The sequence below is a fragment of the Streptomyces sp. NPDC017095 genome, assembly GCF_044332325.1.
Classification (GTDB): domain Bacteria; phylum Actinomycetota; class Actinomycetes; order Streptomycetales; family Streptomycetaceae; genus Streptomyces.
The window spans coordinates 126,597-150,922 of the sequence record NZ_JBIROU010000002.1; the positions used below are offsets into that span (position 1 = coordinate 126,597).

Consider the following 24,326-nt stretch of genomic DNA (forward strand, 5'->3'; position numbering starts at 1 on the left):
CGGGCGCGTAACCCGGGACGGCCCGGGGCCGTAACACGGCCGGCGCACGCTGGGCCGCATGGAGAACACCTCGACGCCCACCCACTGCCCGTACTGCGCCTTGCAGTGCGGGATGAACATCACGCCCCTGCCGCAGGGGGGCGTCGAGGTCACCGAGCGCCCGGACTTCCCGGTGAACCGGGGCGCGCTGTGCGGCAAGGGCCGGACGGCGGCCGAGGTGCTGTCCCCGGCGGTACGGCTGACCACGCCGCTGGTGCGCGAGGGCGGCCGGCTGGTCGAGGCGGACTGGCCGCGGGCGCTGGACCGGATCGCCGGGCAGCTCGCGCGGACCCGGGAGCGGTACGGCCCGGACGCGCTCGGCGTGTTCGGCGGGGGCGGGCTGACCAACGAGAAGGCGTACGCGCTGGGCAAGTTCGCGCGGGTGGTGCTGGGCACCTCGCAGATCGACTACAACGGCCGGTTCTGCATGTCCTCGGCCGCGGCGGCGGGCACCAAGGCGTTCGGTCTGGACCGCGGGCTGCCGTTCCCGCTGGAGGACATCCCGCGGACCGGGTGCGTGATCCTCGTCGGGTCCAACCTCGCCGAGACCATGCCGCCGTCGCTGCGCTTCTTCTCGGAGCTGCGGGAGAACGGCGGCACGCTGATCGTCGTCGACCCGCGCCGGACCCGGACCGCGGACCAGGCCGACCTGCACCTGGCGCCCCGGCCGGGCACCGATCTGGCGCTGGCGCTCGGCCTGTTGCACCTGGTGGTGGCCGAGGGCCGGACCGACGAGGAGTACATCCGGGAGCGGACCACGGGCTGGGCCGAGGCACGGGCCGCGGCGATGGCCCACTGGCCGGAGTACGTGGAGCGGATCACCGGTGTGCCGGTGCCGCGACTGCGGCAGGCGGTGCGGATGTTCTGCGAGCCCGAGGCGGCGATGGTGCTCACCGCGCGCGGACCGGAGCAGCAGTCCAAGGGCACGGACACCGTGGGCGCGTGGATCAACCTGTGCCTGGCCACCGGCCGGGCGGGCCGCCCGCTGTCCGGGTACGGCTGCCTGACCGGGCAGGGCAACGGGCAGGGCGGGCGCGAACACGGCCAGAAGGCCGACCAGTTGCCCGGCTACCGCAAGCTGGACGACCCGGCGGCGCGACGGCACGTGGCCGGGGTGTGGGGCGTGGACCCGGACACGCTGCCCGGTCCGGGGCGCAGCGCGTACGAACTCCTCGACGCGCTCGGCGGGGACGTGCGGGCGCTGCTGCTGATGGGCTCCAACCCGGTGGTGTCGGCCCCGCACGCGGCGCACGTGGAGGAGCGGCTGCGGTCGCTGGACTTCCTCGCGGTGGCCGACGTGGTGCTGTCGGAGACGGCGGAACTGGCGGACGTGGTGCTGCCGGTGACCCAGTGGGCGGAGGAGACGGGCACGACGACCAGTCTGGAGGGCCGCGTCCTGCTGCGCCGCCAGGCCGTCACCGCCCCGCCCGGTGTCCACAGCGACCTGTACGTCCTGCACGAACTGGCCGGCCGCCTCGGCGTGGAGAAGGGCTTCCCGACCGACCCGGAGGAGGTCTTCGAGGAACTCCGCCGCGCCAGCGCCGGCGGCCCGGCCGACTACTCCGGCATCACCTACCGCCGCCTGACGGAGGAAAACGGCGTCTTCTGGCCCTGCCCGGAGGGAACGACGGGGGGCGGGGGTTCGACGGGGGCTGGGGAACGGGGTACGGCGGGGGCCGGGGGCCCTGCGGCGGTCGCAGCCGGGGACGTGGCCGGGGGTCCCGGGTCGGTTCATCCCGGTACTCCTCGGCTCTTTCTCGACCGGTTCGCCACGCCGGACGGGCGGGCGCGGTTCGTGGCGGCCGGGTACCGGGCGACCGCCGAGGAGCCGGACGCCGAGTACCCGCTGCTGCTGACCACCGGCCGGGTGGTGGCCCAGTACCAGTCGGGGGCGCAGACCCGGCGCGTGGCGGAGCTGAACGCGGCGGCGCCCGGCCCGTTCGTGGAACTGCACCCGCGGCTCGCGGCCCGGCTGGGCGCGGCCGACGGCGAACCCGTGGCGGTGGTCTCCCGGCGCGGCCGTGCCGTCGCGCCGGCCCGGATCACCGACACCATCCGCCCGGACACCGTGTTCATGCCCTTCCACTGGCCGGGCGAGGGCCGCGCCAACACGCTCACCAACCCGGCGCTCGACCCGACGTCCCGGATGCCGGAGTTCAAGTCCTGCGCGGTGCGGGTGGAGGTCCTCGGCCCCGGCAGTGACCCGGTGGGTGCGGCGGACGCGGAGAGGCTCACGTAGGTTCGCGGTATGTCCGACACCGACCCGTACGACCTCGACGCCTATCTCGACCGCATCGGCTGGAAGGGCGAACGGCACGCCGGCCTCGCCACCCTGCGGGGCGTGCACCTGGCACACGCGCTGTCGCTGCCCTTCGAGAACCTGGACCCGCTGCGGGGCACGGCCCCCTCGCTCGCACCCGCCGACCTGATGGCCAAGATGGTGCACGGCCGGCGCGGCGGCTACTGCTACGAGCACAACACCCTGCTGCGGCTGGCCCTGGAGGCGCTCGGCTTCCCCGTGACGCCGCTGGCCGCCCGGGTGGTGGCCGGCGCCGGGACACCGGAGAACCGGCCGCGCACGCACGCGCTGCTCAAGGTGGAGGTGCCGGGCGAGCCGCGGCCGTACCTGGCGGACGTCGGCTTCGGCGCGGCCGGGGCGCTGCTGCTGCCGGTGCCGCTGGCGCCCGGCACCGAGCACGAGGGCGCCGGGCGCCGGCACCGGCTGGCGCGGGCGGCGCACGACGGCCCGCTGGAGCTGTGGGAGTTGCAGGCGTACGACCGGCGGACCGGCGAGTGGGCCGGCCAGTACCGGTTCACCGAAGAGCCGTTCACCGCGGCCGACTTCGAGGTGTTCAACTGGTTCGTCGGCACCCATCCGCGCTCCCCGTTCACCCGCCGCCCCTACCTCCAGCGGACCACCGCCGCGTGGCACCTCTCCCTGGACGGCGCCCGGCTGACGCGGACGGCGGCCGACGGCACGGTGACCGAGCGCACGCTGACCGACGAGGCCGCGGCGCGGCGCCTGGCGGCACAGGAGTTCGGCATCGAGGTGCCCGAGGGGCTGGCGCTGCTCGACTGAACCGGCGGGGGCCGGCCGGCGGCCGTTCACGAGCACGGGAACGCCGCCATACCCGCGCCGGCCCCCCACACATCTCCCCACGGGGACTATGGACACGACATGTCATGGCCATTTAAATCTCGGGCATCAGCGCCGCCCCCACGCCTAGCCTGGCGCCTTCCCGAGGAGACAGATGAGCCGGATACGGCAGCACGTCCGAGGAACCCGCCGCACAGCCACCGCCGGTGCCGCCGCCGCCACCGCGGCCCTGCTGGCCGTCGGCCTGGCCCCCGCCGCCCACGCCGCCGGCGGACCGACCCGGGCCACCGCGATCGAGCACGCGGCCTCCGCGCTCCTCGCGCACGCGTCCGCACTGGGCCTCGCCGCCTCCCAGGACACCAGCGTCCGGGACGTGATCGTGGACCGGGACGGCGCCCAGCACGTCCGCTACGACCGCACCTACCGCCATCTCCCCGTCCTCGGCGGCGACTTCGTCGTCCACCTCGCCCCGGACGGCGCCTACCGCGGCGCCGACCGCGCCACCCGGCAGCCGGTCTCCGTGCCCACCGTCACCCCGCGGGTCTCCGGTCCCGAGGCGGCCGGCCTCGCCGTCGGCGCGCTGCGCGCGGCCCACCCCGGCACCGCCCTGAAGCAGGTCAAGGCCAGGCCGGAGCTGGTGGTCGACGCCCTGCACGGCAGCCCGAGACTGGCGTGGCGGACCAACGCCGCCGGCCTGGACTCGCTCGGCAACCCCGTCGCCCGGACCGTGCTGACCGACGCGCGCTCCGGCGCCCGGATCGACGCCTGGGACAGCATCGAGACGGCCACCGGGGACGGCGCGTCCCTGTACGGCGGGACGGTGCCGCTGCAGACCACCCAGTCCGGGTCGTCGTACCAGCTCAAGGACCCGACGCGCGGCAACACCTACACCGGTGACGCCGAGAACAAGACCGACCTGTGCCTGTTCGGCATCTGCTTCAGCCGGGCCCCCGCGACCCTGTTCACGGACGCCGACAACCACTGGGGCACCGGCAGCACCGCGGACCGCGCCTCGGCCGCCGTCGACGCGCAGTACGGCACCGACGCGACCTGGGACTACTACAAGAACGTGCACGGGCGCACCGGCATCGCCGGGGACGGCAAGGGCTCGTACAACCGGGTCCACTACGGCAGCAATTACAACAACGCCTTCTGGGACGACAGTTGCTTCTGCATGACGTACGGCGACGGTGACGGGACCACCTTCGGGCCGCTGGTCGCCCTCGACGTCGCCGGGCACGAGATGTCCCACGGCGTGACCTCCAAGACGGCCGCGCTGACCTACTCGGGCGAGTCCGGCGGCCTGAACGAGGCCACCTCCGACATCCTCGGCACGATGGTGGAGTGGTACGCGGCCAACGGCTCCGACCCCGGCGACTACCTGATCGGCGAGAAGATCGTGAAGCCCGGCTTCGGCAAGGCGGCCCTGCGCTTCATGGACAAGCCGTCCCGGGACGGCAGTTCGGCGGACTACTGGAGTTCCTCGGTCGGGAACCTCGACGTCCACTACTCCTCGGGCGTCGCCAACCACTTCGCCTATCTGCTCGCCGAGGGCAGCGGCGCGAAGACCGTCAACGGCGTCGCCTACGACTCGCCGACCTACAACGGCTCCACGGTCACCGGCATCGGCCGGGACAAGGTCGGCAAGATCTGGTACCGGGCGCTGACCGTCTACATGACGTCCTCGACGAACTACAAGGGCGCCCGCACGGCGACCCTCAGCGCGGCGCAGGACCTCTACGGCGCCGGCAGCGCGGAGTACAACGCCGTGGCGGCGGCCTGGAGCGCGGTCAACGTCACCTGAGCGGACGCCGGGCCTCCGGTGGCCGGTGCCGCACGCGGGCACCGGCCACCGGTGTGTCCGCCGCCGGACGCCGGCCGGGCCAGTCCGGTCCGCACCGCGCCGGGCCGCGCCGGGCTGGGCCGGTCCGCACCGCGCCGGGCTGGGCCGCGCCGGGCTGGGCCGGGCTGGGTCGGTCCGCGCCGGGCCACACCCGCACCCGCACCCGCACCCACGCCATGGGCTGCCGGGCCTGCCGTCACCCGTTCACGCCCACCACCGCCCCATTCGTGTGTTTGTCGTACCGATATCCCCCGGTCCTCGCCCACCCGCCCGCGACCTGCCCGAACACCGCGCGGGCTCACCCGTGCGGAGGGCCGGGGCGGCACCCGTTCACCGTAGTCCTGACGCTCCCTCAGGAAGCGGGCCGGCCGCGGAGCCACTTATCTCGGAAGGGCAGGGGCGCACCCCTGGACGAGTCGGACAAGCCCTGGGGAGCACCATGCGACGCACTGCCCGTCTCCTGGCCGGTACCGCGCTCGCCGTGGCCGCCGCGGCGCCCGCCCACGCCGTGGCCCCCGCACGCGCGGCGGCCGCCTCGCCGGGCGTCCCCGCCGGTCGGCTGGAGGCGTCCCCGGCCACCGTGATCCCGGGCGAGGAGGTCACCGTGCACACCGCCGGGTGCGGCAGCGCGGGCGCCGCGACCGGGGACGCGGGCGCGCTCGGCGCCGGCGCCTTCCCGCTGGCGCCCGGTGCCCGGCAGGGCGAGGCGACCGGCCGGTTCCGGGTGCCGCCGAGCGCGCAGCCCGGGACGTACGAGATCGTCGCCCGGTGCGCCGACGGGGACCGGCAGGTCTCGGGCGACCTGGTGGTGACGCTGACCGCGGCGCACGCGCAGGTGCAGCCGCGGGGCAGCGTGAAGACGGGGGTCGGCGGCGGACTCGGCCGCGACCCCGGGCAGACCGCGGCGGGTGTGGCGGCCCTGGCCGTCGCCGCCGCGGGCGGTACCTGGCTCCTGCATCGCCGGGCGAGAGGCGACGGGATCTGACGGACACCCTCCGCTGTCCGTCCGCCGGTACCGCACATCCCGCCCCCTCCGGGTCCGACGCCCCTCGCGGCCCGGAGGGGGCGGGATACGAAGGGGGCCCGTCTCCGGGAGAGGGGATGCGTATGCGCAGGAAGGCGAGGAGCGCCGGGGGTGTCAGGCGCGGCCGGGGCTCCCGGCGCGGCGACACCGCCATAGCCGCCGTCACCGCCGTCGCGCTCGGCGCGGGCCTGTGGCTGCTGGGCGGCACCGGGCCGCGCACGCCACCGCAGCCGACTGCCGCCGAGGGCCGCCCCGACCCCGGCGGCGACGGGCTCGCGGCCCCCGCCCTCCCGCCGTCCCCGCCGCTGCGCGTCCGCATCCCCGCGATCGGGGTGAACGCGCCCCTGACCGGCCTGGCCCTCACCTCCTCCGGCAGCCTGGACGCGCCGCCCGCGAAGGAGAAGAACCTGGCCGGCTGGTACGAGGCCGGCACCACGCCCGGTGAGACGGGCACCGCGGTCATCGCCGGCCATGTCGACAACGCCGAGGGTCCCGCCGTCTTCTACGACCTCGGCGCGCTGCGGCGCGGCGCCCGGATCGAGGTGGACCGCCGGGACGGCTCGGTGGCCGTGTTCACCGTGGACGCGGTGGAGGTGTACGCGGCCCGGGACTTCCCCGACGACAAGGTCTACGGCGCGGCGCCCCGGCCCGAACTCCGCGTCATCACCTGCGGCGGCGGCTACTCGAAGACCACCGGCTACCAGGGCAACGTGGTGGTGTTCGCCCGCCTGACGGGCAGCCGCTGACCCTCAGTGCGCCACCGGCTCCCCGCCGAGCACATGCTTCTCCCCCCACGTCCCGAGCGGCGCCAGCGCCTCGTTCAGCTGCACGCCGACGCCGGTCAGCGAGTACTCCACGCGGGGCGGGACCTCGTCGTACTCCACGCGGTGCACGATGCCGTCGGCCTCCAGCTCCCGCAGTTGCGCGGCGAGCACCTTCTCGGTGACGCCCGGCAGCAGCCGGCGCAGCGCGCCGAACCGCCGGGTCCCCTCGCCCAGCGCCCACAGGATCGACACCTTCCATTTGCCGTCGATGACGTCCATCGCCGCGTCCGTGCCGCACACGTACGACCCCGGCCGCCGTCCCACCGGCATGCTGTTCCCCCTTCCGACCCGCACACTTCCCTGCCGGTAACCACCCACTCGCAAGTACGTACTTCTGCGCGGCGGCTCCGCTGGGCGAGCCTAGTCGCCATGACCGACACCTCCCTCTCCCCCGCCTCCCCCACGCCCCTGACCCTGCTCGGCACCGGTGCGATGGGCACCGCGCTCGGGCGGGCCTGGCTCGCCGCCGGGCACCCGCTGACCGTCTGGAACCGCACGCCCGGGCGCACGGCCGCACTGACCGCCGAGGGCGCGGTGGCCGCCGGGAGCGCCGCGGAGGCGGTGGCCGCGAACCGGCTCGTCGTGGTCTGCCTGCTGGACGACGCCTCGGTGGGCACCGCCCTGGCGGACGCCGGTCTGGCCGGCCGGGACCTGGTGAACCTCACCACCGGCACACCCGCCGACGCCCGCGCCCGCGCCGCCTGGGCCGAGGAGCGCGGCGCCCGTTTCCTGGACGGCGGGATCATGGCCGTACCGCCGATGATCGGCGCGCCCGGCGCCTTCGTGTTCTACAGCGGCCACCCGGAGCTGTTCGCGGAGCACCAAGCCACCCTCGCCGTTCCGGCCGGCACCGAGTACACCGGCGCGGACGCCGGGCTGGCCGCGCTGTACGACGTGGCGCTGCTGAGCGGCATGTACGGCATGTTCGCGGGGCTCACGCACGCGTTCGCGCTGGTGCGCGGCACGGAGGTGGCGCCCGAGAACCTCGCCGCGCCGCTCGTGCGCTGGCTGGACGCGATGGCCGGGTCGGCCCACGACACGGCCGCGCGGCTGACGTCCGGCGACTACACGACCGGGGTCGTCTCCCACCTGGCGATGCAGGTCGCGGGCAGCGAGACGCTGGTGCGCACGGCGGCGGAACAGGGCGTGAGCGCGGAGCTGCTCACGCCGTTCCTGGAGCTGATGCGCCGCCGGCTGGCCGACGGCCACGGCGCGGAGGACACCACCGGCCTGGTGGACCTGCTGCGCACCCGGTGACCGCGGGTCCGCGGGCCTCGCCCCGCTTCCCCGCGCCCGTCCGGTCCCCTCACACCCGCCGCCCCGTCCCGCTGAGGGCAGCGTTCCGCCCGGGAAACAGGGGTGATGCCGCCGGGTAACGTCCGGGCCGCACGCTCGGGACATGACCTCGAATACGCGTGTGGTGGTGATCGGCGCCGGCCTGGCGGGCGTGACGCTCGCCCGGCTCCTCGCCGAGCTGGGCACGCCCGCGCTGCTGGTCGGCGAGGAGCGGCACGCGCCGTACAACCGGGTGCTGCTCGCCGAAGTGCTGGCCGGCCGGTACGCGCCGGAGGTGATCACCCTCCCGCCGCCGGCCGGCCTGCTGTGCGCCCGCGTCACCGGCATCGACCGCGCAGCCCGGACCGTCGCCTGCGCGGACGGCATGTCGATCGCATACGACACGCTGGTCCTGGCCACCGGTTCCAACCCGGTGCTGCCCCCGCTGCGCGGCCTGTTCACCCCGGACCGCCGGCTGCCCGAGGGCGTCCACGCCTTCCGCACCCTGGACGACTGCCTCGGCCTGGCCGGGGCCGTGCGGCCCGGGACGCGCGCGGTCGTCATCGGCGGCGGGCTGCTCGGCGTGTCCGCGGCCCGCGCCCTCGCCGTGCGCGGCGCCCAGGTGGTCCTGGCCCAGCAGGGCGAACGGCTCATGGAGCGCCAGCTCGACCCGGACGCCTCCGGCCTGGTGCTGCGGCACCTGACCGGGCTGGGCGTGGAGGTGCACACCGAGTGCCGGGTGCGGGACGTGCGCTGCGTGGCCGGCGCGGTCCGCTCGGTGGAGCTGGCCGACGGCTACGCCCTCGACGCCGACCTGGTGGTCCTCGCCTGCGGGGTCCGGCCGCGCACGGCCCTCGCCGAGCAGGCCGGCCTCGCCGTCCGCCAGGGCGTCCTCGTCGACGACGAGCTGCGCACCTCCGACCCGCACGTCCACGCCGTCGGCGACTGCGCCCAGCACGACGGCACCGTCTACGGCCTGGCCGCACCGGCCCTGGAACAGGCCGGCACGCTCGCCGAACTGCTCGCGGGCGACACCGGCGCCCGCTACCGCGGCACCCGGTCCCTGACCCGGCTGACCCTCACCGGTCCCGGCTCCCCCCTGGCCCCCTTCGACCTCGCCGCGTTCGGCGAGACCGAGGCGCGTCCCGGCGACGACGTGGTGCGGATCGCCGACGCCACCCGGGGCACCTACCGCAAGGTCGTCGTCCGCGACGACCGCCTGGTCGGCGGGGTCCTCGTCGGCGAACTCGGCACCGTCGGCGCGCTCGCCCGCGCCTGGGAGGGAGCCGAACCGCTCCCCGGCGACACTCCCCTGCTCCACCTGCTCACCAACGATGGAGGCTCCTGAATGTCCGCCACCCCCGGGGCCACCCCCACGATCGTGCTCGTCGGCCACGGCATGGTCGGCCAGCGCTTCCTGGAGGCGCTCGCCGAGCGCGGCCTGACCGCCACGCACCGCGTGGTCGTGCTCTGCGAGGAGCCGCGTCCGGCCTACGACCGCGTACAGCTGACCTCGTACTTCTCCGGCCGCACGCCCGAGGAGCTGTCGCTGACCGACCCGCGGTTCCTCGAAGAGCACGGCATCGAACTGCACCTCGGCGACCCGGCCGAGACGATCGACCGCGAGGCGCGGCGGGTGACCGCCCGCTCGGGCCTGACCGTCGGCTACGACGTGCTGGTGCTGGCCACCGGCTCCTACCCGTTCGTGCCGCCGGTGCCGAACAAGGACGCCGCCGGCTGCTTCGTCTACCGCACCATCGAGGACCTGCTCGCCATCGAGGAGTACGCGCGGACCAGGGCCGTCACCGGTGCCGTCGTCGGCGGCGGACTGCTCGGCCTGGAGGCCGCCGGCGCGCTCAAGGGCCTCGGACTGAACGCGCACATCGTGGAGTTCGCGCCGCGCCTGATGCCGGTGCAGGTGGACGAGGGCGGCGGCGCGGCGCTGCTGCGCACCATCGAGGAGATGGGCCTGACGGTGCACACCGGCGTGGGCACCCAGGAGATCGTCACGGACGAGGCCGGCGCCGTCACCGGGATGAAGCTGTCCGACGGCTCCGAACTCGCCACGGATTTGGTGGTGTTCAGCGCCGGCGTCCGGCCCCGCGACCAGCTGGCCCGGGAGGCGGGCCTGACGGTCGGCGAGCGCGGCGGCATCGCGGTGGACGAGCAGTGCCGGACCGTCTCGGACCCGCACGTGTTCGCGATCGGCGAGTGCGCGCTGGCCGCCGACGGCCGGGTGTACGGCCTGGTGGCGCCCGGTTACGAGCAGGCCGAGACGGCCGCCGCGACCATCGCCGCGGACGAGGCGTCCTTCACCGGCGCCGACCTGTCGACCAAGCTGAAGCTGCTCGGCGTGGACGTCGCCTCCTTCGGCGACGCGCACGGCACCACCGCCGACTGCCTGGACGTCGTCTACTCCGACTCTCGCTCCGGTCTGTACAAGAAGCTGGTCATCGGCCGGGACGGCACGCTGCTCGGCGGCATCCTGGTCGGTGACGCCGAGGCGTACGGCACCCTGCGCGCGCTCACCGGCTCGGTGCCCCCCGTCTCCCCCGAGGCGCTCGTCCTGCCCGCCTCGGCGGGCTCCGGGGCCCAGCTCGGCCCGTCGGCGCTGCCGGACGAGGCGGTCATCTGCTCCTGCCACAACGTCAGCAAGGGCACGATCCGCGCCGCGGTCACCGAGCACCGCTGCACCACCGTGCCCGAGGTGAAGAAGTGCACCAAGGCCGGTACCGGCTGCGGAAGCTGTGTGAAGGTGCTGGGCCAGCTCGTCACCGCCGAGCTGGAGGCGTCCGGGGTCGAGGTCGACAAGGGCCTGTGCGGCTGCTTCGGGCAGACCCGCGAGGAGCTGTACGAGATCGTCCGCGCGCTGCGCCTCACGTCGTACCGGGACCTGCTGGACCGCTACGGCCGGGAGGGCGCCCGGGGCGGCGAGGGGTGCGAGGTGTGCAAGCCGGCGGTCGGCTCGATCATCGCCTCGCTGGCCCCGTCGATCGGCGCGAGCGGCTATGTCCTGGACGGCGAGCAGGCCGCGCTCCAGGACACCAACGACCACTTCCTCGCCAACCTCCAGAAGAACGGCTCGTACTCGGTCGTCCCGCGCATCCCCGGCGGTGAGATCGCGCCCGAGAAGCTGATCGTCATCGGGGAGGTCGCCCGGGACTTCGGGCTCTACACGAAGATCACCGGCGGGCAGCGGATCGACCTGTTCGGCGCCCGGGTGGAGCAGCTCCCGCTGATCTGGGCCCGGCTGGTGGACGCCGGCTTCGAGTCGGGGCACGCCTACGGCAAGGCACTGCGCACGGTGAAGTCCTGTGTGGGCTCGACGTGGTGCCGGTACGGCGTGCAGGACTCGGTCCGGATGGCGATCGACCTGGAGCTGCGCTACCGGGGCCTGCGGTCCCCGCACAAGCTGAAGTCGGCGGTCTCCGGCTGCCAGCGCGAGTGCGCCGAGGCCCAGTCGAAGGACTTCGGCGTGATCGCCACCGCGAACGGCTGGAACCTGTACGTCGGCGGCAACGGCGGCGCCACCCCGCGCCACGCCGACCTGCTGGCCCAGGACCTGTCCGACGCCGAACTGGTCCGCCTGATCGACCGGTTCCTGATGTTCTACATCCGCACCGCCGACCGTCTGGAGCGCACCAGCACCTGGCTGGAGCGCATCCCGGGCGGCCTGGAGCACGTGCGCGACGTGGTGGTGCACGACTCGCTCGGCATCTGCGACGAGCTGGAGAAGCTGATGCGCGAGCACGTCGCGCACTACCGCGACGAGTGGGCGCAGACCGTCAACGACCCGGAGAAGCTGGCCCGGTTCGTGTCCTTCGTGAACGCCCCGGACACCCCGGACCCGGTGGTCTCCTTCGTGCCCGAACGCGACCAGATCAAGCCCGACCTGCCGCTGCTGTCCATCGGCACGCGGCCCGCCGACGACGTCCTGGAAGGAAGCGCCCAGCGATGACCCTGGCAGTTGAGACGACCGATCTGAAGGTCCAGCTCCGGCTGGAGGACGGCTGGTTCACGGTCTGCGACCTGAGCGCGCTGGTGCCGGGCCGCGGGGTGGCCGCCCTGCTGCCGGACGGCCGCCAGGCGGCCCTGTTCCGCGACCGCGGGGACCGGCTGTACGCCGTCGACAACCGCGACCCGTTCACCGGCGCGGCCGTGCTGTCCCGCGGCCTGACCGGCACCCACCGGGGCCGCCCGTTCGTGGCCTCCCCGCTGCTGAAGCAGCGCTTCGACCTGGCCGGCGGGCAGTGCCTGGACGACGAGTCGGTGCGGGTGGCGGTGTACGCGGTGCGCACCCTCCAGCTTTCTTGACCGATCGTTTCAGTAAGCCTAGGCTGCACCCCATGGCCAGGACCAAGGAGTTCGACCCGGACGCCGCCCTCCAGGCAGCCCTGGAGCTGTTCTGGCGGCGCGGCTACGAGGCCACCTCGATGGCCGACCTGGTCGCGCACCTGGGCATCGGCAAGGCGAGCCTGTACGCCACCTTCGGCAGCAAGCACGAGCTGTACCTGCGGGCGCTGGAGCGGTACGGGCAGGCACAGGACCCGGTGCTGACGCGCGAGCTGTCCGCGCCCGGCGCGGTGCTGCCGGCCGTGCGCGCGCTGGTGCGGCGGTTCGCCGCCGAGGCCACCACGGCGCCCACCCGGGAGCGGGGCTGCCTGGTCACCAACACGGCGGTCGAACTGGCCCCGCACGACCGGGAGGCCGCCCGCCGGGTGGAGCGCAGCTGGGACACCGTCGAGACCCTGCTGCACTCCGCCCTGGTCCGCGCCCGGGCCCAGGGGGAGCTGGCCGCCGACCGCGATCCGGCGGCCCTCGCCCGCCTGCTGTTCGTGCTGCTCCAGGGTCTGCGGGTGGTCGGCAAGGCGTCGGCGGACCCGGCCCGGGTGCGGGACGCGGCGGAACAGGCCCTGGCCCTGCTGGACTGACGGACGCGCTTCCTCCGGGAGGCGCGTTCTTTTCCGCCCTCAAACTGAACCGATCGGTCTAGAAAAGGGAACCTCTGATGACCCACCGCTTCACCGGCCGCACCGCCCTCGTCACGGGCGCCGGCTCCGGCATCGGCCGCGGGGTGGCCCTCGCCCTCGCCCGGGAGGGCGCCCGGGTCGTCGTCGCCGGGCGGCGCCGCGAGCCCCTGGACGAGACCGCGGCCCTGATCGGGCGGGAGGGCGGCACGGCGCTCGCCGTGACCGCCGACGTCACCCGGGCCGGCGAGGTGCGGGACCTGGTGGCCGCCGCCGTGGACCGGTTCGGTTCGCTGGACGTGGCGGTGAACAACGCCGGTGTCCTCGCGGGCGGCGGACGGCCCGTGGGCGAGCTGTCCGAGGAGGACTGGCAGCAGATGCTCGGCATCAACGTCACCGGCGTCTTCCTCGCCCTCCAGGCCGAGATCGCCCGGATGCGCACCCAGCCGGACGGCGGCGCCATCGTCAACATCGCCTCCCGGATCGGCGTGCACAGCCGGCTGCCCGGGACCACCGGCTACGCCGTGAGCAAGGCGGCCGTATCGGTCCTGACCCGTGGCGCCGCCCTGGACCACATCGCCGACGGGGTGCGGATCAACGCCGTCAGCCCCGGCCCCACCGCCACCGCCATGTCCCTCAGGCCCGGCGAGACGGAGGCCGGCCGGGCCGCGCGGATGCGCACCGAGGCGCCGCTCGGCCGGATCTCCACGGTCGAGGAGGTGGCCGCGGCCGTGCTGTACCTGGCCTCGGACGACGCGGCCTCGGTGGTCGGCGCGGACCTGGTGATCGACGGCGGCTCCACGGCCTGAGCCGCGCCGCCCGCCGGCCGGGGCCGCCGCCCGTCAGTCGATCCCGGACCGCTCCACGCCGGCCACGATCCACCGCTGGAAGCACAGGAACACCAGCAGCAGCGGCAGGACCGACACGGCCGCCGCGACGAACAGCTCGTGCAGCCGTACGACCTGGGCGGTGGTGAACGAGGACAGGGCCACCTGCACCGTCCAGGCGCTCTGGTCCTGTCCGATCACCAGCGGCCACAGGAAGGAGTTCCACGCGCCGAGGAACACGATCGTGCCGACGGCCGCGAACACCGGACGGGCGTTCGGCACGACGACGAGCCAGTACGTCCGCCAGTACCCGAGCCCGTCCACCTGCGCCGCGTCCTCCAGCTCGCGCGGGAAGCCGAGGAAGTACTGCCGGAAGACGAAGCAGGCGAACGCGGAGAACAGCGTCGGGACGATCAGGCCGCGCAGCGTGGACACCCAGCCCAGCGACGACACCAGCACGAAACTCGGCACGAAGGTGACGGCCGCCGGGACCAGCAGGGTGCCCAGGATGCCGTAGAAGACCTTGTTCGCGTGCCGGTAGGGGATGCGGGCCAGGCCGTAGCCGGCGAGGGAGGCCAGGAGCAGGGTGCCGAGGGTGGTGGCGACGGCGATCAGCGCGGAGTTGAGCAGGGAGCGCGCGAAGGGCACGGAGGGGTCGGCGAACAGTTCCCGCACATGGCCCCAGCGCGGCCGGGCCGGGAAGAAGGTCCAGTCGGGCGAGGTGATGTCCCGCTCGTCGGCGAGTCCGTTGCGCACGAGCAGGTAGAACGGGACCAGGAAGAGCAGGGCGAGCGCGCTCAGCAGCGCCAGCCGCAGCGCCCGCCCGGCCCGTACCAGGGCGTCATCCATCGCCGTCCGTCCTTCCCAGCCGCAGCCAGCGCGTCTGCGCCACCGTGACGACCGCGACGACCAGCGCGAGGATCACCGCGCCCGCGCTGCCCAGCCCCAGGTTCTGGCCCTGGCCGAGCGCGGTGTAGTAGAGGTAGACCAGCGGCGGGCGGGCGTACGGCGGATAGCCCCGGGCGTCGGACAGCAGGTTGTAGAACTCGTCGAAGGCCTGGAAGGCGCCCACGACGAGCAGCAGCACCACCGCGACCGAGGTGCCCCGCAGCTGGGGCAGGGTGATGTGCCGCAGCACCGTCCAGCCGGGCCGGGCCCCGTCCACGGCCGCCGCCTCGTACAGCACCGGGTCGATCCGCTGGAGCCCGGCGAGGAACAGGATCATGTAGAACCCGGCTTGCAGCCACAGCCGTACGGTCACGATGACCAGCCAGTACCAGGGCGGGTCGGTGGTGGACAGCCAGGCGACGGGTTCGCCGCCGAACCAGCCCAGCACCGTGTTGGCCAGCCCGAACCGCACCCCGCTGAAGATCGACGTCTTCCAGATGAGCGCCGCCACCACATAGCTGCACGCGGCCGGCAGGAAGAACACCGACCGGAAGAACGCCCGGGCCCACCGGACGCGGTTGACCATCAGGGCGAGGGCCAGGGAGGACACGTAGGTGACGGGCACGATGAAGGCGGTGAAGAGGAGGAAGGTCCGCAGGCTGTCGGTGAACGCCCCGTCGCGCAGCATGGCCGTGTAGTTGCCCAGCCCCGCGAAGTCCGTGGGCGTGACGGTGTTGTGCGCGTCGAAGAAGCTGAGCGCCACGCTCCACAGCAGCGGCACATAGGTGAACAGCGCCAGCCCGAGCGCGAACGGCCCGGTGAACACCCAGAACCACAGGGTGCGCCGGTGCCTCACGACGGCTTCTTCACGTGCCGCACGCGCTTCAGCTCGGCCGTCACCCTGGCCACGACCGCGCGCAGTTCACGCGCCGGGTCCGCCCCGTCCTTGATGATCCGGCTGAGCGCGTCCTGGTAGGCGGTCTGGGCGGCCGGGGTCCACAGCAGCGGCTGGGCGTAGCCGTGGTCGGCGGCGAACCGCACGGCGTCGGCGGCCGGCCCCGTCCGCAGCCGGCCGGCCTTCGCTGCGAGGGACAGCCGGGCGGGGATGTGGAAGCCGTAGGACAGCGCGAAGTCCGTCTGGAAGTCGGTGCGTTCCACCCACAGCCACTTCACGTACTCCTTGGCCGGCTCCCGGTGGCCGCTGCGGGCGCTGACGGCGGCGCCGTAGGCTCCCACGGGCACGGCGGGCCGGCCCCGGGCGCCGTCCGCCGGGAACGGCAGCACCCCGAAGTCGTCCCCGAGTTCCTCGCGGACCCGGGGCAGCGCCCACAGTCCGCACCACTGCATCGCGGTCAGCCCCTGGACGAACGCCGACGGGTCGGACCAGTCGGCGGGCGCGCCGAGCAGGAGGGACTTGCCGGCGTAGAGCCGGCGCAGCTTGCCGAGGGTACGGGCGGCGGCCGGATCGTCGAAGCCGGCCGCGCCGTCGGCGGTGACCAGGTCGAACCCGGCCGCGCGCAGGGGTGTCCCGCCGAGCACGCCCGCTCCGCCGTCGTTGCCGAGGAAGAGTCCCTTCGTCTCGCCGTCGGTGAGCCGCGCGGCGGCGTCGATCAGGGCGTCCAGGGTGGCGGGCGGCTCGACGCCGGCGTCCCTCAGCAGGCTCTTGCGGTAGTAGAGCAGTTGCATGTCGACGACCTGGGGAATGCCGTAGACCTTCCCCTCGTACGTCATCGGTCCGAGCACGGCGGGGTTGAAGTCGTCCCGCACGCCCGCCAGCAGGTCGGTGAGCTCGACGACCTGGCCCTGCTGGATCTGGTCCAGTGTGGGCCCGTTGACCTCGAAGACGTCGGGCCCGGAGTCGGTCAGCAGCGCGGCGGCGGTCTGCTGGTCGTAGTTCCCGGGGCGCCACTGTACGGAGACGCGCGCCTTCTTGAAGGCGGCGGCGTACCGCTGCACGGCCCGCTCGGTGCCGGGCTCGCCGTACTGGTGGTACCAGTGCGACAGCCGTGGCCCCGAACCGCCGTCATCGCGGCCGGTGTTCGCGCCACACGCCGTGAGCAGTCCGGCGCCCGCGCCCGCGGCCAGCAGCGCCCTGCGGCTGATCGTCATCCCGTGCCCCCCTGCCGTCCGTCACCGATGCACGGCCCAACGATCAACCATGCGGGGCGAATACGAAAGAGGGCCTCGGGGCCGTAGGCCGGCGTGGGATGGGCACCCGGATTCGGACGTCCCGGCGGCGGCGCACAACTTTTCCGGCGCGGGACGCATCCAACACAGTGACCTTCATCCACCCATTCGTCCGATGGAGGAGGATGTGCCATGTTTCCGTATCCGTCATCTCCCCGAGTCGCCCGCGCCGCGCGCGGGCGCGGCCCGGTGCTCGCGCTGACCACGGCGCTCGTCGGTGTCACCGCCGCCGGTGCCGCCTGGAGCGCGGCACCGGCGGCGGCCGGCGCCCCGGCCGCCGCGCGCACCTGTGCCGTGAGCGACCTGTACCTGTCCATGGGCGGCAAGGAGGGCGCGGCCGGATCGCTCTACTGGCCGGTCCGGTTCACCAACACCAGCACCACCAAGTGCGCCCTGCGCGGTTATCCGGGCGTCAGCGCGCTGGACAGCACCCACCGCCGGATCGGCCCGGCCGCCGCCCACAGCGGCAGCCGCTACGGCACCGTCACCCTGAGCCCCGGCCACTCCGCCTCGGCGGTCGTCCGCACCACGAACGGCCCGGTGGGCGGCCCCTGCCTGCGCACCGGCAGCTACCTGCGGGTCTACCCGCCGGCCTCCCGCACCGCGACCCTGGTCCCGGCCCCCTGGAAGATCTGCTCCGGCGTCTTCCAGGTCGGCCCGGTCAACACGGAGGGCACGCTCTGACCCTCTGAGTTCCTTCCGCACGCCACCTGTTCATCACGAAACCATCACCTTCCCCCCACGCACGGCGCGCCGCACCTACGGTCGTCGGCACGTGCCACCGTCCGGTGCACGTGCCGTCGTCTGGGGGGACGCCATGACGAACCCGTACACCACACCGCCCGCGCCGCGAAGCCCCCGCTGGGCCCGCAAGCGCTACCTGCTCCCCGCCCTGGCCCTCACGCTCTTCGCCGGCGTGGGCATAGGCGCCGCGGGCGAGGACACCGCGCCCCGCACCGAACCGGCCGCCGCCGCCCCGCACCCGACGGTGACCGTGACCGCCACGGCGACGGCCACGCAGACGGCCGCACCGGAGCCCGCTCCCACGGTGACCCGCACCCACACGGTGAAGGTCAAGGTCAGGGTCACCCACACCGTCACGGCCGAACCGGCGGCCGACACCGGCACCGGCACCGACACCTCGGCCGGCGTCTACTACGCCAACTGCACCGAGGCCCGAGCCGCGGGCGTCACCCCCCTGCACACGGGCGACCCGGGCTACGACGGCCACCTGGACCGGGACGGAGACGGCGTGGCCTGCGAGTAGCCCCCCTCCGGCGCCCACGGACGTCCCGCAACACACCTCACTCAGCGGGCCCCAGACGCAGTTCAGCCCACACGACCTTCCACGCCCGGTACCGGTCGTATCCCCACCGGTCGCAGAGGGCGTCGAGCAACAGCAGGCCACGGCCGCTCTCGGCGCCCTCGCCGGGACGGTCCATGACGGGCAGCCCCTGCCCGGTATCCGAGACGCCGATCCGCACACGGTCCCCGGTGAGCCGATGGACGGTGACCCGGGCCGTACGGCAGCGGGTGTGTCGCAGCGTGTTCGTCAGCAGCTCACCGACGACCAGCGTGGCCGCGTCCACCAGTTCCTCTATGGCCCAGACGCTCAGAGCCGAAGCGATGAGCAGCCGGGCTCGCCTGGCGGACTCCGGCTCACACGGCATCATCTCGGCATATCCGGGTGCGCCAACAGACTCGGGTCTGGCAGCGGGTTCGCGCACGGACTTCGTCCCTCCACCTAGGAGCCGCCCTTCCGGGTGCGAGCGGCACTGTGCTTCACCGCCGCCCGGGGAGCCGACGGGCACTCCCGGGCGATGGTGACCAGGCAACCGCACTGCGTTACCGTCGCCCAGAGCGGGGCCCGGGCGTTTTCCGGGCACTGCCCCCGCACGGACGCTGCGGTCTGCGACGATGCCGATCGGACCAGCGCAGGAGGCGATGATGGGCAGGCGGCCGAGGCTCGCCGGGCAACGCGCGGCGCGGGGTTGCGGCCCGGCGCACAGCGGCGGATGGCTCCGGTTCGACGGCTCGCGTCTCGCCGAGGAACGCGGAGCTTGCTACCTCACGCTCGGCCGCCCCGACCTCGCCGAAGACGCGCTGGCGTCGGCGATGGCGCAGAACCTCAGCCCTCGTCGGCGTGGTGCCGTCCTCGTCGATCTCGCGGCGCTGGGGGCGCATCGGGGCGATGTCGACCAGGTGGTTCACTTCGCCGGCCAGGCCCTCGCCGTGGCCGGGCGGACGCATTCGGGATACGTGTCCGCCCGGCTCCACGGTCTGCGTCCCCGGCTCGCCGGGCTGTCCTCCGACGCCCGGGTCCCGGACCTGCACCACCGGATCGCGGCACTGCCGGGGTCCGCCTGACGAAGGGAAGAACTGCATGAGCGAGGACGGCCGGATCTTCCGGGAGGCGTGGATCGCCGGTGTGCGCAGGCACTTTCCCGGGGAGCCGAAGTCCGGTTACGTCACTCCGTGGGAGGAGACGCCCGCATGGGAGCGGGAGGCCGCCGCGGTGGTGTGCGGCCAGGTACGCGACTTCCTCCGGGTCAGCGCGGGGCGTGCCGCCCGGCTGAGCCGTGAGCAGAAGGGCCAGTTCGTCGCGGTGTGCTGGGCGGCGCAGATGCACCGGCACTTCGAGGACCCGAAGCCGGGGTATGTCGCCGGCTGGGACCTGCTTCCCGCATGGCAGCGCGAGACCGACGCCGACATCTTCGAGGCCGTCGAGCGAAGTGTCTGAGTCTGTGAGGGCGCGCGGAAGGGCGGCATCCCCCGCACTGGGATGCCGCCCTTCCTCTTTCGTGCTCCGCGGCCGCCGCCGACCGGTTGAGGGTCGGGGACCGGCGACGGCCGCGGGGTCCGGGGGTCAGCGGTGGTCGCTGCCCGTCGACTGGGTGGCCGCGCGGCCGGCCTCCAGGCGGGCGACCGGGATGCGGAACGGAGAGCAGGAGACGTAGTCCAGGCCCACCTCGTGGAAGAAGTGGACCGACTCCGGGTCGCCGCCGTGCTCGCCGCAGACACCCAGCTTCAGGTCGGGGCGGGTGCGCCGGCCCGCCTCGGCCGCCGACTTCACCAGGGAGCCGACGCCGTCCCTGTCGATCGTCTCGAACGGGGAGACGCCGAAGATGCCCTTCTCCAGGTAGGCCGTGAAGAAGCTGGCCTCGACGTCGTCGCGGCTGAAGCCCCACACCGTCTGCGTCAGGTCGTTCGTGCCGAAGGAGAAGAACTCCGCCGCCTCGGCGATCTGACCCGCCGTGAGGGCGGCACGCGGCAGCTCGATCATCGTGCCGATCGCCAGCTTCAGCCGCGTGCCCGTCGCCGCCTGGACCTCGGCGACGACCCGGTCGGCCTCCTCGCGGACGATCTCCAGCTCCTGGACGGTGCCGACGAGCGGGATCATGATCTCGGCGCGCGGGTCGCCCTTGGCCGCCTTGCGCTCGGCCGCCGCCTCGGCGATCGCGCGGACCTGCATGGTGAACAGGCCCGGGATGACCAGCCCGAGGCGTACGCCGCGCAGGCCCAGCATCGGGTTCTGCTCGTGCAGCCGGTGCACGGCCTGGAGCAGGCGCAGCTCGTTCTCGTGCGGCTCCTGGCGGGACTCGGCCAGGGCCACGCGGACCGAGAGTTCCGTGATGTCGGGCAGGAACTCGTGCAGCGGCGGGTCCAGCAGGCGGATGGTGACGGGCAGGCCGTCCATCGCCTCGAACAGCTCCACGAAGTCCTTCTTCTGGAGCGGCAGCAGGGCCTTGAGGGACGCCTCGCGCTCCTCCTCCGTGTCCGCCAGGATCAGCCGCTCGACCAGCTCACGGCGGTCGCCGAGGAACATGTGCTCCGTGCGGCACAGGCCGATGCCCTGGGCGCCGAAGCGGCGGGCGCGCAGCGCGTCCTCGGCGTTGTCGGCGTTGGCGCGCACCCGCAGCCGGCGCTTGCGGTCGGCGAAGGCCATCATCCGGTGCACGGCCTCGACCAGCTCGTCGGCGTCGTCGGCGCCCGGGTGCATCCGGCCCTCGAAGTACTCCACGACCGGCGACGGCACGACCGGGACCTCGCCCAGGTAGACCTTGCCGCTGGAGCCGTCGATGGAGATCAGGTCGCCTTCCTCGACGACGTGTCCGCCGGGGACCGTCATCCGGCGGCGCTTGGTGTCGACCTCCAGCTCCTCCGCGCCGCAGACACAGGTCTTGCCCATGCCGCGGGCGACCACGGCCGCGTGCGAGGTCTTGCCGCCGCGGCTGGTGAGGATGCCCTCCGCCGCGATCATGCCGTCCAGGTCGTCCGGGTTGGTCTCGCGGCGGACCAGGATGACCTTCTCGCCCGAGCGGGACCACTTCACGGCCGTGTACGAGTCGAAGACCGCCTTGCCGACCGCCGCGCCCGGCGAGGCCGCGATGCCGCGGGCGACCTGCCCGGCCTTCGCCTCCTCGTCGAAGCGCGGGAACATCAGCTGGGCGAGCTGGGCGCCGGTGACGCGCTGGAGCGCCTCGGTCTCGTCGATCAGGCCCTGGTCGACGAGCTGGGTCGCGATGCGGAAGGCCGCGCCCGCCGTGCGCTTGCCGACCCGGGTCTGGAGCATCCAGAGCTGGCCGCGCTCGATGGTGAACTCGATGTCGCAGAGATCCTTGTAGTGGTTCTCCAGGGTCTCCATGATCTGCATAAGCTGGTCGTAGGACTTCTTGTCGATCCGCTCCAGCTCGGCCAGCGGGACCGTGTTGCGGATGCCCGCGACGACGTCCTCGCCCTGCGCGTTCTGCAGGTAGTCGCCGTAGACGCCCTGGTGGCCGGAGGCCGGGTCCCGGGTGAAGGCGACGCCGGTGCCGGAGTCGGGGCCGAGGTTGCCGAAGACCATCGAGCAGACGTTGACGGCGGTGCCGAGGTCGTGCGGGATGCGCTCCTGGCGGCGGTACAGCTTGGCGCGGTCGCCGTTCCAGGAGTCGAAGACCGCCTTGATGGCGAGGTCCATCTGCTCGCGCGGGTCCTGCGGGAAGTCCCGGCCGGCCTCCTTCTTGACGATCTTCTTGAAGGTGGTGACCAGCTTCTTGAGGTCCGCGGCCTCCAGGTCGGTGTCGACGGTGACCTTCTTGGCGGCCTTGGCCTTCTCCAGGGCCTCCTCGAAGAGGTCGCCGTCGACGCCGAGGACGGTCTTGCCGAACATCTGGATGAGGCGCCGGTAGGAGTCCCAGGCGAACCGCTCGTCGCCGGCCTGCTGGGCCAGCCCCTGCACGGACTCGTCGGACAGGCCGATGTTCAGGACGGTGTCCATCATGCCGGGCATGGAGAACTTGGCGCCGGAGCGGACCGAGACCAGCAGCGGGTTGTCGGCCTGGCCCAGCTTCTTGCCCATCGTGGCTTCCAGGGCGTCGAGATGCGCACTCACCTCGTCACGCAGTGCCGCGGGCTCCTCACCGCTGTCCAGGTAGACCTTGCAGGCCTCCGTGGTGATGGTGAAGCCGGGAGGGACCGGCAGACCGAGGTTGGTCATCTCGGCGAGATTGGCACCCTTGCCGCCGAGAAGGTCCTTGAGGTCCTTGTTGCCTTCGGTGAAGTCGTAAACGAACTTCGCTGCGTGGGGTTCTTTGTTTTCCGACACGGGTCTCGACTCCTTGAGGCCACGGTGGCTGCCCTGACGGCGAGGAACATACCCAGATCGAAGGCTCATGGGGAGGTCCACTTGTCCGTCATGCGCCTGTAACCACTCGTCCGCCAGCGGATCGAAAGTCAAGGCTTGGCAAGCGAAGCCGGGCTTATGTTTTCACTTCTTGAACGCAACCGCGCCCACAGGTGCAGATTTACGCTCACATGAGCAACCACCGCCACGACTGATTTCGATCGATGAACGATCAAGGGGTGGCACCCAGTGCCACCCCTTGGAGAAGTGCAGCCGCTCAAGATCCGCTCATGTGAGCGGGACCCTTATCAAGGGTGGCGAGAATCACGCTGCCACAGACCGTTCCGTTCCACCATCCGGACCACCTCCCGGACACCAGTCCGAGCCCCCCGCCGGCCCTGGCGGCGCCGCCCCGGCCGGCCCCGGCGGTGCCCCGGTCACACGCCCAGCTCCGCGAGCCGTTCCTCCACCCGTTCCGGCGCGTACAGGTACTCCACCACCAGCGCACCGGCCCCGATCAGCCCCGCCCGCTCCCCGAGCCGGGAGGTGACGACCTCCAGGTGGGCCGTGGAGCGGGGCAGCGCCCGCTGGTAGAGCAGCTCGCGCACACCGGTCAGGAAGGGCGTCCCGGCCAGGTCGCCCGCGATCATCAGCACGCCCGGGTTGAGCAGCGTCACGACCGTCGCCAGCACGTCCCCGACCCGGCGCCCGGCCTCCCGGGCCAGTGCGGCGGCCTCCGGGTGCCCGTCGGCCAGCAGCTCCCGCACGTCCGAGCCCGAGGTGGCCGGCACCCCGGACGCGGCCAGCCGCCGGGCCACGGCGCCGCCGCTGGCGACCGCCGCGAGACAGCCGTGGGAGCCGCACCGGCACAGCGCGTCGGCGCCGACCCGGATGTGCCCGAGGTCGCCCGCACCGCCGTCGGCGCCCCGGTAGATCGAGCCGTCCACGACCACCCCGGCGCCGATGCCGGTGGACACCTTGACCAGCACGAAGGCCGGGCAGTCGGGGTACCCGGTGCGCTGTTCGCCGTAGGCCATGAGGTTGGCGTCGTTGTCGACCAGGACCGGCACCGCGGGAGCGCCGGTGTACTCGGTGAGGGCGCGGGACAGCCGGCCGCGGATGTCGTAGCCGTCCCAGCCCGGCATGATCGGCGGCTGGACCACCCGGCCGGACTCGCTGTCCACCGGGCCCGGCACCGCGAGCCCGATCCCGCACACCTGCGCCGGCAGGTGCCCGGTTGTGACCAGCAACTCGGCGAACCAGCGGGCGAGTTCGCCGAGGACCGGGCCGGGGCCGTCCTCCACCACCAGCGTGCCGGCGTGTTCGGCGAGGATGTCACCGGTCAGCGTCAGGACGGCCGCGCGGCCGTGCCGGGTGTCCAGGTCGGCGGCCAGGACCACCGCGTGCGAGCCGTCGAACTCCAGGGTGGCGGAGGGGCGTCCGCCCAGCGGGGAGCCGACACCTCCGCCGGCGCCCTCGCGCAGCCAGCCCGCCCGGAACAGCCGGTCCAGCCGCTGGCCCACGGTGGCCCGGGACAGTCCGGTCGCCTGCTGGAGCGCCCCGCGGGTCACGGCCCGTCCATGGCGCACGAGTTGGAGCAGATCGCCGGCACCCGCCTGGTTCCCGCTCCTGCCGGTCCTGCCCGGACGTCCGGTCATGCGCACCCCCTTGTGTTCCTCAAGTCTGCATTACATAGTGAGTTTTGCGTGTTAAATAGACGTAACCCTACGGTGGCCGCAGCCGAACCCGG

The 24,326-nt window shown here is 73.5% G+C and carries 22 protein-coding genes; 15 read left to right on the plus strand and 7 right to left on the minus strand.

Annotated elements, in window-relative coordinates; translation table 11 throughout:
• The first annotated feature begins 58 nt into the window (after window positions 1–58).
• From ACH4OA_RS03585 to ACH4OA_RS03605, 5 genes are all read left to right on the plus strand, one after another.
• Window positions 59–2,278: a molybdopterin oxidoreductase family protein gene (locus tag ACH4OA_RS03585; protein ID WP_397967460.1), complete on the plus strand. Its 2,220-nt coding sequence runs from the start codon at window positions 59–61 to the stop codon at window positions 2,276–2,278.
• Between the two features lie 9 nt (window positions 2,279–2,287).
• Window positions 2,288–3,118: an arylamine N-acetyltransferase gene (locus tag ACH4OA_RS03590; RefSeq protein WP_397967461.1), complete on the plus strand. Its 831-nt coding sequence runs from the start codon at window positions 2,288–2,290 to the stop codon at window positions 3,116–3,118.
• 172 nt (window positions 3,119–3,290) lie between these two features.
• Window positions 3,291–4,940, plus strand: a complete 1,650-nt coding sequence (locus ACH4OA_RS03595; protein WP_397967463.1) for a M4 family metallopeptidase — start codon at window positions 3,291–3,293, stop codon at window positions 4,938–4,940.
• A gap of 478 nt (window positions 4,941–5,418) precedes the next feature.
• On the plus strand, window positions 5,419–5,964 hold the full coding sequence (locus ACH4OA_RS03600; protein ID WP_397967466.1) for a hypothetical protein: 546 nt from the start codon (window positions 5,419–5,421) through the stop codon (window positions 5,962–5,964).
• A 122-nt stretch (window positions 5,965–6,086) separates the two neighbouring features.
• Window positions 6,087–6,749, plus strand: a complete 663-nt coding sequence (locus tag ACH4OA_RS03605) for a class F sortase (RefSeq protein ID WP_397967854.1) — start codon at window positions 6,087–6,089, stop codon at window positions 6,747–6,749.
• A gap of 3 nt (window positions 6,750–6,752) precedes the next feature.
• On the opposite strand, the gene ACH4OA_RS03610 is transcribed toward ACH4OA_RS03605, so the two are convergent.
• On the minus strand, window positions 6,753–7,097 hold the full coding sequence (locus ACH4OA_RS03610; RefSeq protein WP_397942267.1) for a winged helix-turn-helix transcriptional regulator: 345 nt from the start codon (window positions 7,095–7,097) through the stop codon (window positions 6,753–6,755).
• 99 nt (window positions 7,098–7,196) lie between these two features.
• On the opposite strand from ACH4OA_RS03610, the gene ACH4OA_RS03615 reads away from it, so the two are divergent.
• The 6 genes from ACH4OA_RS03615 to ACH4OA_RS03640 all read left to right on the plus strand — a co-directional run bounded on the left by ACH4OA_RS03615 (window position 7,197) and on the right by ACH4OA_RS03640 (window position 13,878).
• The gene (locus tag ACH4OA_RS03615) at window positions 7,197–8,084 is read left to right on the plus strand and encodes an NAD(P)-dependent oxidoreductase (protein ID WP_397942265.1); all 888 of its coding nucleotides are present in this window, start codon (window positions 7,197–7,199) and stop codon (window positions 8,082–8,084) included.
• Window positions 8,085–8,226: 142 nt separating this feature from the next.
• Window positions 8,227–9,450 carry an NAD(P)/FAD-dependent oxidoreductase gene (locus ACH4OA_RS03620; protein WP_397947628.1) on the plus strand — a complete coding sequence of 408 codons (1,224 nt, stop codon included), beginning with the start codon at window positions 8,227–8,229 and terminating at the stop codon, window positions 9,448–9,450.
• Entirely contained in the window at window positions 9,451–12,060 is a 2,610-nt protein-coding gene (nirB, locus tag ACH4OA_RS03625) for a nitrite reductase large subunit NirB (RefSeq protein WP_397947630.1), read from the plus strand.
• Window positions 12,057–12,416, plus strand: a complete 360-nt coding sequence (gene nirD, locus ACH4OA_RS03630) for a nitrite reductase small subunit NirD (RefSeq protein ID WP_365880091.1) — start codon at window positions 12,057–12,059, stop codon at window positions 12,414–12,416. The genes nirB and nirD overlap by 4 nt, the downstream gene beginning before the upstream one ends.
• A 32-nt stretch (window positions 12,417–12,448) precedes the next feature.
• A complete protein-coding gene (locus ACH4OA_RS03635; protein ID WP_397942260.1) occupies window positions 12,449–13,033 on the plus strand; it encodes a TetR/AcrR family transcriptional regulator in 585 nt (194 codons plus the stop codon).
• 77 nt (window positions 13,034–13,110) lie between these two features.
• Window positions 13,111–13,878, plus strand: coding sequence for an SDR family NAD(P)-dependent oxidoreductase (locus ACH4OA_RS03640; RefSeq protein WP_397967468.1), 768 nt, complete (start codon window positions 13,111–13,113; stop codon window positions 13,876–13,878).
• Between the two features lie 33 nt (window positions 13,879–13,911).
• Here the strand turns inward: ACH4OA_RS03640 and ACH4OA_RS03645 are convergent, their stop codons facing one another.
• From ACH4OA_RS03645 to ACH4OA_RS03655, 3 genes are read right to left on the minus strand one after another with little or no spacing between them, the layout of a single operon-like run.
• Window positions 13,912–14,745, minus strand: coding sequence for a carbohydrate ABC transporter permease (locus ACH4OA_RS03645; RefSeq protein ID WP_397942256.1), 834 nt, complete (start codon window positions 14,743–14,745; stop codon window positions 13,912–13,914).
• A complete protein-coding gene (locus ACH4OA_RS03650; protein ID WP_397967470.1) occupies window positions 14,738–15,640 on the minus strand; it encodes a carbohydrate ABC transporter permease in 903 nt (300 codons plus the stop codon). The genes ACH4OA_RS03645 and ACH4OA_RS03650 overlap by 8 nt, the downstream gene beginning before the upstream one ends.
• Window positions 15,637–16,893 carry a sugar ABC transporter substrate-binding protein gene (locus ACH4OA_RS03655; RefSeq protein WP_365883641.1) on the minus strand — a complete coding sequence of 419 codons (1,257 nt, stop codon included), beginning with the start codon at window positions 16,891–16,893 and terminating at the stop codon, window positions 15,637–15,639. Before ACH4OA_RS03655 ends, ACH4OA_RS03650 begins: the two co-directional genes overlap by 4 nt.
• A 210-nt stretch (window positions 16,894–17,103) precedes the next feature.
• Between ACH4OA_RS03655 and ACH4OA_RS03660 the strand changes: the two genes are divergently transcribed.
• Together ACH4OA_RS03660 and ACH4OA_RS03665 are read left to right on the plus strand one after the other, a co-directional pair.
• A complete protein-coding gene (locus ACH4OA_RS03660; protein ID WP_365883640.1) occupies window positions 17,104–17,655 on the plus strand; it encodes a DUF4232 domain-containing protein in 552 nt (183 codons plus the stop codon).
• Window positions 17,656–17,788: 133 nt separating this feature from the next.
• Complete coding sequence (locus tag ACH4OA_RS03665) at window positions 17,789–18,238, plus strand: excalibur calcium-binding domain-containing protein (protein WP_397942251.1); 450 nt, start codon at window positions 17,789–17,791, stop codon at window positions 18,236–18,238.
• Between the two features lie 37 nt (window positions 18,239–18,275).
• Here the strand turns inward: ACH4OA_RS03665 and ACH4OA_RS03670 are convergent, their stop codons facing one another.
• Window positions 18,276–18,641, minus strand: coding sequence for an ATP-binding protein (locus tag ACH4OA_RS03670; RefSeq protein ID WP_397947637.1), 366 nt, complete (start codon window positions 18,639–18,641; stop codon window positions 18,276–18,278).
• A gap of 247 nt (window positions 18,642–18,888) precedes the next feature.
• Here ACH4OA_RS03670 and ACH4OA_RS03675 point away from each other — a divergent pair, with 247 nt between their 5' ends.
• On the plus strand, window positions 18,889–19,338 hold the full coding sequence (locus tag ACH4OA_RS03675; protein WP_397967471.1) for a hypothetical protein: 450 nt from the start codon (window positions 18,889–18,891) through the stop codon (window positions 19,336–19,338).
• 16 nt (window positions 19,339–19,354) lie between these two features.
• Window positions 19,355–19,711: a hypothetical protein gene (locus ACH4OA_RS03680; RefSeq protein ID WP_397967473.1), complete on the plus strand. Its 357-nt coding sequence runs from the start codon at window positions 19,355–19,357 to the stop codon at window positions 19,709–19,711.
• A gap of 126 nt (window positions 19,712–19,837) precedes the next feature.
• Here ACH4OA_RS03680 and ppdK read toward each other — a convergent pair whose 3' ends face one another.
• Together ppdK and ACH4OA_RS03690 are read right to left on the minus strand one after the other, a co-directional pair.
• Window positions 19,838–22,558 carry a pyruvate, phosphate dikinase gene (ppdK, locus tag ACH4OA_RS03685; RefSeq protein ID WP_397944572.1) on the minus strand — a complete coding sequence of 907 codons (2,721 nt, stop codon included), beginning with the start codon at window positions 22,556–22,558 and terminating at the stop codon, window positions 19,838–19,840.
• Window positions 22,559–23,013: 455 nt separating this feature from the next.
• A complete protein-coding gene (locus ACH4OA_RS03690) occupies window positions 23,014–24,234 on the minus strand; it encodes an ROK family protein (protein ID WP_397967475.1) in 1,221 nt (406 codons plus the stop codon).
• Window positions 24,235–24,326 lie beyond the last annotated feature (92 nt).